A 12,651-nucleotide genomic window follows, 5' to 3' on the forward strand; every position below is an offset into this window, starting at 1 on the left:
TTCTTCGAGTGGAAGCGTCCTTCCATTGTTTTCACAAATGCTAGTGTATCACGCCCGGCCGAAGTTGAGTATATGAAAGGCAGGCTTCATCTTTCGTTTTTGTGACAGATTCATTATAATTAAAGAACAAATGTTCTTGAATTCAAAGAAATCAGCGAAGAGAGGAATTTCTTTATGCCAGTGATCTTAGCGGAGAAGCCGTCCCAGGCAAAAGCCTATGCGGCCGCGTTTCAAATACAGGAAAAAAAAGACGGATATATGAGGCTGAAGCCGTGCAGTCTATTTCCGGACGGGGCAGTGCTTACCTGGGGGTTTGGCCATCTGCTCGAGCTCCGCGCTCCGGCCGATTACGAATCTTCCTGGAAAAAATGGTCGCTCGACACTCTCCCGATGCTTCCCGCCCATTTTCGCTTTAAGCCTAACCCGCGGGCGTTCAAGCAGCTGAAGGTCGTCAAGCAGATGCTTCAGGAGGCCGACAGCATTATTATTGCGACCGACTGCGACCGGGAGGGCGAAAACATTGCGCGAAGCGTCATCGACTATACGAAAACCTCCCATAAACCGACCCGGCGCCTTTGGATCAACAGTCTGGAAAAGGATGAAGTGTATAAAGGGTTTGAGCAGCTCCGGGAGGGAGCAGACTATCTCCCTCTTTATGAGGAGGCGCGGGCCCGCCAATTTTCCGACTGGATTGTCGGCATGAACGCGAGCCGTCTGTATACGCTGCTGTTAAAGCAGAAGGGCATCAATGAAGTGTTCAGTGTCGGCAGAGTCCAGACGCCAACACTCAAGCTTATTTACGACCGGCAGAAGGAAATTGAGGCATTTGAGCCCGAGCCTTACTGGGAGCTTGAAGGAACCTTCCGTGCGGAAGCGGGGGAGTATAAAGGAAAGTATAAAAAGCGCTTCGGCTCGAAGGAAGAGGTGCTCCGTATCTGGAAGGAGCATGGATTGAAAAAGGATACCGAAGGCACGATCAGCAGTATAAAAAAAGAAGAGAAGCAGGAAAAGCCCCCGCTTCTTCATTCGCTGTCGAGCCTGCAGACGACGATGAACAAAAAGTATAAAATGAGTCCGTCGGCCGTGCTTAAAACGGTACAGAGCCTGTACGATGAACCATTAAAAGCTGTTTCCTATCCGAGAACGGATACCCGCCATATCACGTCAGGGGAATTTAACTACTTGAAGGGAAACCTGTCCCGGATGCAGGAGTGCATGAACGTCTCCTTTGAACCGGCGTCCACTACGCCTTCGAAGCGGTTTGTAGACGGCAGCAAAGTCCAGGAGCACCATGCGATCATTCCGACCAAAAAAGTGCTGAGCCAGACGCAGTTTGAAAAGCTGAACCGGTCCCAGCAGCAGGTGTATAAAGAAGTTATGAACAGCGTGCTCGCTATGTTTCACCGCAACTATATGTATGAAGAAACGACTGTTGAAACCGATGTCCAGGGACTTATTTTTGAAAGCAAGGGCCGGGTGGACAAGCAGCTGGGCTGGAAGGAGCTCTTTCCGGGACCAAAAAAGAAGAAAGACCAGGAGGACAACACCCTCCCTCCATTAACCAGGGGAGAGCAGGTGGAGGCGTACGTCCAGGCAGCCGAAAAGGAAACCCAGCCGCCCAAGCCTTATACCGAAGGACAGCTGATCAACATGATGAAGTCCTGCGGCAAATGGATCGAGGATGATGAAACATCTAAAAAAGTACTGCAGGAAACGGAGGGTCTCGGGACCGAGGCGACGCGCAGTACCATTATTCAAACACTGCAAAAGCAGGAATATATCCGGATTCAAAAGAACATTGTGGAAGTGACCGCTAAAGGGCGGGCGCTGTGCGAAGTAGTAGAAGGGACACTTTTGTCCAAGCCGCTGCTGACCGCGAAGTGGGAAGCTTTTTTAAAGCAGATCGGAAGCGGGGAAGCGGATAAGGAAGCTTTTTTAAAGCAGACAGAGGCTTTTACGAAAAAACTGGTCGAAGAAGCGCCTGCCGGCATAACGAATATGCAGACAAATCCGGAGCAGGTAGCCACGTCTAAAAAACAGCCGCAGCGCGCAGAGCCAATCGCTCTCTGTCCCGTATGCCAAAAGGGACAGCTGATGGAGCGGAAGTCCTTCTACGGCTGCAGTGAGTATGCCAACGGCTGTAAATTCACCGTTCCTAAAACGTTATTGAAGAAAAAAATTACTCAGGCTCAGGTTAAAAAGCTGTGTGAAAAAGGTGAAACGCAGGTGATCAAAGGGTTTAAAGGAAAAAAGCCGTTTGACGCCAAATTAAAACGAAAAGAAAATGGTGTGGAATTTGTGTTTCCATCTAAAGACAATGCCTCCTCGTAGACAATATCCCGAAATTTGATATACTGAGGGGCAGAATGTTTTCTAGGGTTCCGCGGCAGAGCCGGTCTGGTCCGAGAGAAAACCCGCAAACAAATAGTTTGCGCCACGGAGGGATAAAAACCCGGGAGATCTTCGCTGCGAAGACTTCCCGGGTTTTTTCGCGGCTGAAAGCTGAAATGAATATTTCCGGGAAATAATTAAGCAAGCGCCGGCAAGGAGGGGCTGTAATGGGATGGATTAACGTTGCTTTGGCAGCAGCATTTGAAATTCTCTGGGTCATCGGTTTGAAGCATGCATCGGCCGGATGGGAATGGGCAGGAACACTAGTAGCTATCGTACTGAGCTTTCTCTTTTTAATTCGGGCAGGCGAGCATCTTCCGGTAGGAACTTCGTATGTGGCCTTTGTCGGCATTGGGACGATCGGAACGACGGTCCTTGATATGATCTTTTTCGGTCAGCCGTTCGCATGGATCAAGCTGGTCTTTATTTTCATGCTGATTGCCGGAATTGCCGGTCTGCATACAGCTTCCGGCCGGGCAGGAGTAAACGAAGGGAGCGGTGGACAGTGATGACATGGCTGTATTTGATCGGTGCAGGTATTTTTGAGATGATTGGTGTTTCTATGATTAACGAATGGATTCAAAAACGGGTCATCTGGCCGCTGTTCATGATTGCTGCCGGGTTTGGAGCAAGCTTTTTTCTCCTTTCCCTGGCGATGCAGACTCTCCCGATGGGCACTGCGTACGCTGTCTGGACGGGTATAGGCGCAGCAGGGAGCGCACTGTTCGGGATGCTTTGGTATAAAGAGCCTGCAAACACGGGCAGGCTTATAAGTATTGCGGTGATCCTTGCTTCGGTTGTAGGTCTAAAGCTGATAGCGCCATAAAACGTTCAAAAACAAAAATTGCTACGGCTTGAGCGCAGGCTTTATTTTGATTATAGTTACAATCAGGTGAAACATTTGGAGTAGAAACTTAATAAAGACTGAAAGGAGGAAAACATATGGATCTTCAAAGTATCTTATACGAAGCACATTCCGGTTCATGGGCGTTTTTGATCATTTTCTTTTTGATCAGCTACCTTTTCCCAAAACAAAAAGTAACAATGATGATTGAGCGGCTGTTCGTGGTTATCATGATTCTTTCTGGCGCAGGTATGGTGGCGCTGTATGGCTTCCCGCTCCTTTCCATTATTAAAGGTGTGTTGGCCCTCATATTTATCGGGGTAATGGAAATGATGTTTGTGCGTCGGCGGGCAGGGAGAAAACACGCTATGTTCTGGATTATATGGATCATTTTATTCGCAATTATCCTGTCCATCGGCTACGATGTGATTGGGTAATACAGAGAGCATGCTGCAAAACAGCATGCTTTTTTATATGCGGGCATTTTTGGGTATAGAAGGGATAGACCAGATGGCCTGAATATCATTATTTTTTAAACGAAAATTACATGTATCATGCAAGTAATACATAAAGAAGCCAGGGGTACAACTGCGGCAGGTGAAAGGAGGAAGCGGGCATTGTTTGAAGGGAACGCGAATGTGGATTCATTTATATTATTAGGGGCACTTCTGCTTATTTTAGGTGTCATCGTAACGAAATTTTCGACACGGCTCGGCGTGCCCTCACTTATTTTGTTTATTATTCTAGGTATGCTGATGGGAAATGATGGTTTTGGCATTATTGAGTTCGAAAATGTCCAGCTTGCCCAAACCGTCGGAATTATAGCCCTAATCATTATTTTGTTTGAAGGGGGTACCCAGACAAGGTGGCGCGATATCAGACCGGTGGTGGGGCCTTCCGTAACGCTCGCCACGTTTGGCGTTCTGTTTACGGCTGCCCTGATGGGGCTGGTGGCAAAGCAGCTGCTTGATCTGACCTGGCTCGAGGCGATGCTTCTCGGAGCTACAGTCGGTTCGACAGACGCCGCTGCCGTCTTTGCCGCTTTGAAGGGACGGAGCATTGATAAAAAAATGGGGTCCACCCTCGAAGCGGAATCGGGGAGTAACGACCCAATGGCGGTGTTTTTAACGCTCTTCTTTATTGAATTAATATTGGCAGATTCGCCAAACGTCTGGCTGCTATCCGGTGCATTTTTCTGGCAGATGGGCGCCGGTCTTGCGATGGGCGGGTTGTTCGGATGGGCAGCCTCATGGACCATTAACCGTATTAACCTGGATTCTAGTGGACTCTATCCTCTGTTTGCGATCGCTTTCGCGCTGTTAACCTACAGTGTGACCTCAAGCATGAGCGCAAGCGGGTTTTTGGCAGTATATGTAGCAGCGCTTTTAATAGGTAACTCCGATTTGATTTACCGCCAGCCGATTTACCGGTTCAACGAGGGCATGGCGTGGATGTCCCAAATAAGCATGTTTATCATCCTGGGATTGCTTGCTTTCCCGAGAGACATTTTGACCTGGTCAAACATCACCATGGGGCTCGCTTTGTCGGCAGTTTTAATGTTTGTGGCACGGCCCCTTGCCACGTTTTTGTCAACTTCCTTTTTCGGCTATAAACCAAAGCAGAATATATTTTTATCCTGGGCAGGTCTGCGCGGGGCGGTGCCGATTATTTTGGCTACATACCCGATTGTTGCTGGTGTGGAGTCGGGCAGCCAGATTTTTAATGTCGTCTTCTTTATTGTGCTGACGTCTGCACTGATCCAGGGGGCGACCATCGCTCCATTAGCGAAATGGCTTCACCTATCCGGTCCGCTCCGCGAAGCGCCAACTCATTCCCTGGAGCTCGTATCACTCGGAAAAGCGAACGCAGAAATTATGGAATTTCAAACGAATGAAGCGACGCCGATTGTCGGGCAGACGCTCCAAAGCATTGAATTTCCCGCATCTGCGCTGATCAGCGCGATTGTCCGGGACGATGAACTGGTCACTCCGGTTGGTGAGACAATAATCCAGGCCGGTGATTATTTGTATATTCTTGTATCACGTAAAGAAAAACGTATTTTAAAGCAGATGCTGCGGCACGATTACTGAGAAAAAGCGGCCAGCGTTAAGAGGCATTAAATTTGAGGAAAGAAGGAAGGGCTCCGCATGGGTGTGCTGATCAATGTATTGATCCCAATCATTTTAATATTTACGATTGGCTATTTGCTGCAGAAAAGACAGGCAGTGGATATTCGGCCGGTGTCGGCTGTCGCTCTTTATGTATTGACGCCTGCGCTTGTTTTCCGGACATTCTATGAAAGAGAGCTGAACAGCGATATGCTGTCGATGGCTCTGTTTTCCCTGGTATTTTTAGCGGTTATGACCGGGCTGATCAAATTAGTGTCCTACGTGCGTAAATGGCCGAAAGCTAACGAAACCGGCATGATGCTCTCTACCGTGTTTATGAATGCGGGCAATTACGGTGCTCCGTTAATTGCTTTTGCGTTTGGTGATACAGCCTTTGCCTACTCTATCGTTTTTATGGTCATTCAGACGATGCTGATGAATACTGTAGGCGTCTATATCGCAAACAGTGCCAATATGGATGCGGCTGACGCGTTCCGGACGGTACTGCGGATGCCGGTATTTTATGCACTGCTCGCCGGTATTGTCTTCCAGCTGACCGGGATACCGGTCGGAGCGACCTATTATGAAGCCCTCGATATGCTCGCGAGCGCTGCAATACCGGTGGTTATGATTATCCTGGGGATGCAGCTTGCACGCATATCCGTCAAAAGCATGGATTGGAAGCTTGTTAGTGCAGGTACGTTTTTACGGCTTGTATTCGCGCCGGCTCTCGCTTACGTAATTGCCCTGCTGCTGCAGACCAGCGACACGTTAACGACCGTGCTGGTTGTTTCAACAGCGATGCCGAGTGCAGCAACCATGGCAATGATTTCTGTACAATTTGATTCCAACCCCCAGCTTGTTTCGAGTATTACACTGGTGACGACTATTTTAAGCGTTCCTTCCCTGTGGGTGGTGCTGTCGATTTTCCAGGCATAAAATTCCGCATCGAATTGACGGAAGAAGAGTACCGCGTTATGATATAAATAATACCAACCACTAGGGGTGCCTGTTGGCTGAGACAGCGTAAAGCTGATCCCTTTGAACCTGATCTGGATTATACCAGCGGAGGGAAGTGGGGAAGAGATGCCAATACGACTATCTCCCCCGCTTTCTAAATGAAAGCGGGGTTTTTTGTGGAAAATATTATATTTGCTGGGGGTGCCTGCTGAGGCTGAGACCGGAGAAACATCCGGAACCCTTTGAACCTGATCTGGAGAGCCAGCGGAGGGAAGCAGCCATGTTGAACCTTTTAACGGGCAGCCTCCTTCCTTCTGGAAGGAGGTTTTTTATGAATGACAAACCGAAGCCGAGCATACACGCGGTATCGCCGCCGGATATAACGGTGGCAGCGTGGTGGGGGAAAACGAGGGAGCTCACAGGAATCGTCGATTATGTGCATATACGGGCACCTGAATGGACAAAGCGTGAAAAGGAAAGGGCCGTCGAGCTGGCATTAAAAGAAGGAACTGCCCCCGCGCAGCTGATCATAAATGATGAACCGGAGCTTGCTGCTGCATACGGGCTGGCCGGTACCCACCTGCCGGAGCGTCGTACAATCTATCCGGCATCTGTAAGCTGGGGGCAGTCGATACACTCTGTAGAGGCAGCGAAAAGAAGTGAACAGGAGGGAGCATCATGGCTGTATTTTGGTCATGTATTTGCCTCAGGCAGTAAACCTGGGAGCCCCCCGCGCGGAGTTCGGGCGTTGAAAGCTGTGGCGGAAAGCGTCCGCCTCCCCGTGATTGCCATCGGAGGAATTGATGCTGACAAGGCAGTAGAAGGTATAAACTGCGGAGCGTCCGGGGTGGCAGCCATTGCATATTTTTATGATGCGGCAGAACCCGGAAAAGCAGCCGAAGAGCTCAGAATCCGGTTAAGGAGTGATGACAATGAAGGCTGATACAGAAGTTCTTATTGTGGGCGCAGGGGTACAGGGATGCTCGCTTGCATATCAGTTAAGCAAACGGGGGCGTCGTGTGATGGTCATCGAAAAAGAAACCATCGCTTCCGGAGCATCAAAAGCGGCTGCCGGTATGCTCGGAGCCCAGTCCGAATGGGAAGGGTCTGGCCTTTTTCAGGAATTCGCCCTGGAAAGCCGGGAGCTGTTTAAAGAACTGGTCCCTGAAGTGGAAGCGCTTAGCGGAATGGACGTTTCCTACGTGAACAACGGAATGCTGAAGCCTGTATGGGAGACAGCGGAAGAAGAAAGTTATCAACGCACCACGCGCGACTACGGCGCGGAGTGGCTTTCGCCATATGAAGCACTGCGCAGGGAACCGGCGCTTTCCGAAAATATCCGGGGCGCCTGGTCCATTCCAAAAGACGGCCAGCTTCGTGCCTATGAATGGACAATGGCTCTTGCCAAAGCAGCAAAGGCCTGCGGGACAATTGTACGGGAAAATACTTCAGTTGATCGTCTTTTGGAAGCTGATGGCCGCGTTTACGGTGCGAAAACAAGTGAAGGAGTTGTTGAAGCGGAAGAAGTTGTTTTTACCGGGGGAAGCGCCGGGGCGGAGCTGTTGGATGAGAAGGAGTTTACCCTCTATCCGGTGAAAGGGGAGTGTTTGTCCGTACGCATGCCCCGGGAGAATTTGAGACACACCCTCCACACTCCGCAGGTGTATATTGTTCCGAAAAAGGACGGGGAAATCTTTATAGGCGCTTCAGAAAAACCCGGCGACTCGAGTACAGGGGTCACTGTAGCTTCGATACAGGAGCTGATGAAAGCAGCTGTGCATTTAGTGCCGGGGCTGAAGCATGCGAATATTGACAGGCTTTGGAGCGGTGTCCGGCCGCAGACAGGGGACGGGCTGCCATATATGGGACAGACCGAACGGGGTTTGTGGGTAATGACCGGCCATTACAGAAACGGTATTTTGCTTTCAGCACTGAGCGGAAGCTGGATGGCTGACCGGATCGAGGGGGAAAGCGTTCGCGAGGACTGGAAGCACCTGTTTGCCGTAGACCCTCAAATACGAAAGGGAGGAATTATTCATGCAGATCACGCTTAATGGTCAATTACAGAATATTGAGAACAGCACCACGGTAGCCGATTTACTTGAAGAGCTTCAGATCGCCCACAAAAAAACAGTGGTGGAGCGCAACGGCACTATTGTAATTGAAGAATTTCACCAGCAGGAAGGTTTAATGGACGGGGATAGAATCGAAATTATTCATTTTGTAGGAGGCGGATGAACAAATGCTTAGTATCGGCAATATGATGTTTGAATCGAATTTATTTCTCGGCACCGGGAAATATAAAGACGCCCGGACCCAGCTGCAGGCTGTAGAAGCATCGGAAACAGAGGTACTGACCTTCGCCGTTCGCAGAATGAACCTGTTTGACAGCAGCCAGCCTGATCCATTTGAACAGATGGATGTCTCAAAGTACCGGCTGCTGCCAAATACAGCCGGGGCCAAAACAGCTGAAGAAGCTGTACGCACCGCGAAGCTGGCAGAGGCGGCCAATATGTGTGACATGATTAAAGTAGAAGTGATCGGCTGCGATAAAACGCTTCTGCCGGATCCGGTGGAAACGCTCCGGGCCTCAGAACAGCTGCTGAACGAAGGGTTTACTGTCCTCGCCTATACGTCCGATGACGTTGTGCTCGCCAGGAAGCTTCAGGAGCTTGGGGTTCATGCAGTGATGCCGGGAGCCTCTCCTATAGGCACGGGGCTTGGAATCATTAACCCTTACAACCTGTCCCACATTATTGAACAGGCGGAAGTCCCGGTGATTGTAGATGCAGGCATTGGGAGTCCGAAGGATGCTGCTTATGCCATGGAGCTCGGCGCTGATGGTATCCTGCTGAACACGGCCGTTTCGGGCGCGGGCGATCCTGTAAAAATGGCAGAAGCGATGAAATTGGCAGTGAGGGCCGGAGCGCTTGGCGCAGAAGCAGGGCGCATAGATAAAAAATTCTACGCCCAGGCGAGCAGCCCTTTAGGAGGCCTCAGTATTTGAATACGGAAGAACGTTTTTCCCGGCAGCGGTTATTTCACGGAATCGGCCGAAGGGGACAGAAAAGGCTGCAGGAGGCTCACGTCATAGTAGTAGGTGCCGGAGCTCTCGGGAGTTTAACAGCCGAAACTCTCATACGCGCGGGGATCGGAAAATTAACGTTGATTGACCGTGACTATGTGGAGGAAAGCAATCTTCAGCGTCAGCAGCTTTATACGGAAGCGGACGCAGAGGCCTTTACGCCAAAAGCAGAAGCGGCGAAAAAACGACTGCTTGATATTCGGAGTGATGCTTCTATTGAAATCATTGTGGGGGAAGCAGATCCGGCCCTGCTCGAAAATTGTATGCCTGCAGACCTTATTATCGACGGACTCGATAATATGGAGACACGGCTGATGATTAATGATACAGCGTTGAAGCACCGGATTCCGTGGATTTACGGAGCCTGTGTGGGCGCCTACGGACTGAGCTATACCGTGAGGCCGGGGCAAGGGCCATGTCTGCGCTGCCTGATGAAGGGCATTCCGATGGAAGGAGAAACGTGTGATACGGTGGGAATTATAGCTCCGGCTGTTCAATTCGTAAGCGCCACTCAGGTGACCGAAGCTATGAAGCTGCTTACCCATTCCTTTGACCAGCTCCGCGGGACACTGTGGTCGTTTGATGTATGGTCGAATGAAAGCTCTTCCATTCATGTGAACTCGCTGCAGGATAAGCATTGTCCTTCCTGCGGGGAGTCACCAGCATATCCGGCGCTCGCATGGAGTGGGAGAAGCAAGGCTGAAACGCTGTGCGGCAGAGATGCGGTGCAGGTGAAGCCTCTTCCAGACATGCAGGTATCGCTCGAGCGGACGGCGGACGTTCATAAGCAGCACGTCTCCAAAGCGAATCAGCATTTGCTGGTGTTAAATATTGAAAATAAGCGGCTGGTGCTTTTTAAAGACGGAAGAGCCATCATTCACGGAGTTTCCGGGGAAGTAGAAGCAAGGTCGTTATACCAGAGATATATTGGAGGATAAATATTCCTTGTTTCATTTTACGGGCGGAGTGGTAATATTCCTTGCAAGGAGGGGGAACTATTGCCTACCGCTCGTATTTTTGTAACCGTAGAAGAAGCACAGAAGGCTGTAGATAAATTAAAGATGCAGGGCATCCAAAGGGAACAGATTTATGCTTTGGCTCTGGAGGCGGAAAAAGCGACTGCAAAAGAATTGAAAGTCAGTGATACAGTGGCAGACGTTAAAAGTCCGGTGGAGTTCGTGAAACAGTTTTTCCGCAACGGTGCGTCCGATATTTATGAACGATTAACAAAGCTTGGATACGATGATAAAGAAGCCCGGGATCTGAGCGAAAAGCTTGATGAACATAATATACTAATTGCCGTGGATGAAGATCCGGAAAAATTCTCTTTTGACAAGTGAATCTTTTCCGGATTTTGTTCAGCTCTGGGGCCCGCGCCGCTAAACAGGATTCCTCTGCTTTTCGTTGTCCAGCTGCGGAGCCTAACCGCTCGGGGTTACTTTCCATCCGGTTCCGGGCAGCAGGCTGCCCTGCACGTCTGAGAAGTACCTGTCGCGGTTGAACAAGGCTCCTCCGCTTTTCTATCTGTCCAGCTCCAGAAGCCAGCGGCGGCGTGTCCCTTCAGATCTTTGGTAAAGGGAAAAAGCCCCTTTATCCAAAGCTCTTCCAGGGCCCGCGCCGCTAAACAGGCTTCCTCCGCTTTTCTATGTCCAGCTGTGGGTGTTACCAGCTTAATCCATTCGTGATTTCAGATCGTTTGCGACTTCGTCTCAAGCCGACTGAAACCGACGAGCCGTTCAGAGGCCCGCACGAGGCGGGTCAGTTCGATGTTGCTACAGGATGTAGCGATTCTAATCGAACATCATTCAAATAACACCCTCCGCCCTTCTGTTTTTCTATAAATTTTATGTAATTTTTATGAATTATGGCTGTGATAGCTGCAATGATTAGTTAGTATGATAGAATAACGGTGGTATATAGACAAATAGTTGCGTTAATATAAGGAGAGTGGTATTGTTTCGATGGGAATTCTACTCGGACGTACATATACGACGGCAACTTGCACTCTACGAGGTAGAAATTACCTTATAGATACCCATAGAATTATGTTTGTTTGAATTATCAGATTGTATTAAATGATGTGGAGGTAACTGACGTGAAAATTATTGTTGCAGGTGGAGATGGATTTTGTGGTTGGCCGACTGCGCTTTACTTATCAAAGCAGGGTCATGACGTATCAATTATCGACAGTATGGTACGCAGAAAAATTGATGATGAGCTTCATTCCAATTCGATTACTCCGATTGCAAGCCTTGAAGACAGGGTGGCTAAGTGGAAAGAACTGACAGGAAAAGAAATACGTACATACGAAGGGGATCTTCAGCATTACGATTTCCTGCAGCAGGTGATGGAACAGGAAAAGCCGGAAGCATTCGTTCACTTTGCTGAACAGCGTTCTGCGCCTTATTCGATGATAGACCGCGAGCACGCAGTCTACACGCAGGTGAACAACGTAGTAGGGAATTTGAACGTGCTTTACGCTATTAAAGAAATGGCTCCGGAGTGCCACCTGATTAAGCTTGGTACGATGGGAGAATACGGCACGCCGAATATTCCAATTGAAGAAGGGTACCTGGAAGTGGAACATAAGGGACGCAAAGACCGCCTTCCTTTTCCAAAACAGCCGGGCTCCTTCTATCATTTATCAAAAGTACATGACAGCCATAACATTATGTTTGCCTGCAAAGTATGGGGCATCCGGGCTACTGACTTAAACCAGGGCATCGTTTACGGCCTGGATACGAATGAAACTAACATGGACCCGGTGCTTACCAACCGCCTGGACTACGACGGGGTTTTTGGAACAGCGCTGAACCGTTTTATCATCCAGTCCGCCATCGGACGTAACTTGACAGTTTACGGAAAAGGTGGCCAGACCCGCGGCTTCCTGAATCTTGAAGATACAGTGCGCTGTGTGGAAATTGCAGCAGAAAAGCCGGCTGAGCCTGGAGAGTTCCGTGTATTCAATCAGTTCACTGAAGACTTTTCTGTACTCGAACTCGCTGAACGGGTGAAAAAGGTAGCTGAAGAAGAAGGCTACCACGTAGATGTGGATCATCTGGAAAATCCGCGGGTGGAGCTTGAAGAGCATTTCCTTGAAGCGGTAAACACCAATCTTTTAGACTTGGGACTGGAGCCGCACTTTTTAACAGACGACGTTATCCGCCACATCCTAAAAGCGGTGATTGAACATAAAGAGCGGGTAATCGAAGAAAACGTACTGCCGAGTGTGAGCTGGAAATAAAAACGGGGAGTTGTCTTCT

General features: G+C 49.5%; 13 protein-coding genes and 3 riboswitches. All 13 genes read left to right on the plus strand.

Going from position 1 to position 12,651, the window contains the following annotated elements; all coding sequences use genetic code 11:
* Nucleotides 1-174 precede the first annotated feature (174 nt).
* The 13 genes from ACTRXH_RS11155 to ACTRXH_RS11215 all read left to right on the plus strand — a co-directional run bounded on the left by ACTRXH_RS11155 (nt 175) and on the right by ACTRXH_RS11215 (nt 12,632).
* Nucleotides 175-2,331, plus strand: a complete 2,157-nt coding sequence (locus ACTRXH_RS11155) for a type IA DNA topoisomerase (RefSeq protein WP_474261460.1) — start codon at nt 175-177, stop codon at nt 2,329-2,331.
* A gap of 31 nt (nt 2,332-2,362) precedes the next feature.
* Nucleotides 2,363-2,461, plus strand: a riboswitch (guanidine-I (ykkC/yxkD leader).
* A 97-nt stretch (nt 2,462-2,558) separates the two neighbouring features.
* On the plus strand, nt 2,559-2,900 hold the full coding sequence (locus ACTRXH_RS11160) for a DMT family transporter (protein WP_474282146.1): 342 nt from the start codon (nt 2,559-2,561) through the stop codon (nt 2,898-2,900).
* The gene (locus ACTRXH_RS11165) at nt 2,900-3,217 is read left to right on the plus strand and encodes a DMT family transporter (protein WP_322527083.1); all 318 of its coding nucleotides are present in this window, start codon (nt 2,900-2,902) and stop codon (nt 3,215-3,217) included. Before ACTRXH_RS11160 ends, ACTRXH_RS11165 begins: the two co-directional genes overlap by 1 nt.
* Nucleotides 3,218-3,333: 116 nt before the next feature.
* Entirely contained in the window at nt 3,334-3,672 is a 339-nt protein-coding gene (locus tag ACTRXH_RS11170; protein ID WP_022792537.1) for a DUF1516 family protein, read from the plus strand.
* A gap of 180 nt (nt 3,673-3,852) precedes the next feature.
* Nucleotides 3,853-5,325, plus strand: a complete 1,473-nt coding sequence (locus ACTRXH_RS11175; RefSeq protein ID WP_474282148.1) for a potassium/proton antiporter — start codon at nt 3,853-3,855, stop codon at nt 5,323-5,325.
* Between the two features lie 57 nt (nt 5,326-5,382).
* Nucleotides 5,383-6,282 (plus strand): AEC family transporter, encoded by a 900-nt coding sequence (locus tag ACTRXH_RS11180; protein ID WP_474261457.1) that lies wholly within the window; start codon nt 5,383-5,385, stop codon nt 6,280-6,282.
* A gap of 52 nt (nt 6,283-6,334) precedes the next feature.
* Nucleotides 6,335-6,434: riboswitch (TPP riboswitch) on the plus strand.
* A 56-nt stretch (nt 6,435-6,490) separates the two neighbouring features.
* A riboswitch (TPP riboswitch) is annotated at nt 6,491-6,593 on the plus strand.
* Between the two features lie 41 nt (nt 6,594-6,634).
* Nucleotides 6,635-7,246 carry a thiamine phosphate synthase gene (locus ACTRXH_RS11185; RefSeq protein ID WP_474261456.1) on the plus strand — a complete coding sequence of 204 codons (612 nt, stop codon included), beginning with the start codon at nt 6,635-6,637 and terminating at the stop codon, nt 7,244-7,246.
* Nucleotides 7,236-8,357, plus strand: coding sequence for a glycine oxidase ThiO (gene thiO, locus ACTRXH_RS11190; protein ID WP_474261455.1), 1,122 nt, complete (start codon nt 7,236-7,238; stop codon nt 8,355-8,357). Before ACTRXH_RS11185 ends, thiO begins: the two co-directional genes overlap by 11 nt.
* On the plus strand, nt 8,341-8,541 hold the full coding sequence (gene thiS, locus ACTRXH_RS11195) for a sulfur carrier protein ThiS (protein WP_322527061.1): 201 nt from the start codon (nt 8,341-8,343) through the stop codon (nt 8,539-8,541). Before thiO ends, thiS begins: the two co-directional genes overlap by 17 nt.
* A 4-nt stretch (nt 8,542-8,545) precedes the next feature.
* Nucleotides 8,546-9,310 (plus strand): thiazole synthase, encoded by a 765-nt coding sequence (locus ACTRXH_RS11200; RefSeq protein WP_474261454.1) that lies wholly within the window; start codon nt 8,546-8,548, stop codon nt 9,308-9,310.
* Entirely contained in the window at nt 9,307-10,326 is a 1,020-nt protein-coding gene (locus ACTRXH_RS11205) for a ThiF family adenylyltransferase (RefSeq protein ID WP_474261453.1), read from the plus strand. Before ACTRXH_RS11200 ends, ACTRXH_RS11205 begins: the two co-directional genes overlap by 4 nt.
* Before the next feature lie 60 nt (nt 10,327-10,386).
* The gene (locus ACTRXH_RS11210) at nt 10,387-10,728 is read left to right on the plus strand and encodes a general stress protein (protein ID WP_474261452.1); all 342 of its coding nucleotides are present in this window, start codon (nt 10,387-10,389) and stop codon (nt 10,726-10,728) included.
* A gap of 755 nt (nt 10,729-11,483) precedes the next feature.
* Nucleotides 11,484-12,632, plus strand: a complete 1,149-nt coding sequence (locus tag ACTRXH_RS11215) for an NAD-dependent epimerase/dehydratase family protein (RefSeq protein ID WP_474282150.1) — start codon at nt 11,484-11,486, stop codon at nt 12,630-12,632.
* The last annotated feature ends 19 nt before the right edge of the window (nt 12,633-12,651 follow it).

It is taken from the genome of Marinococcus sp. LNHM5E3-2.1 (assembly GCF_056034365.1).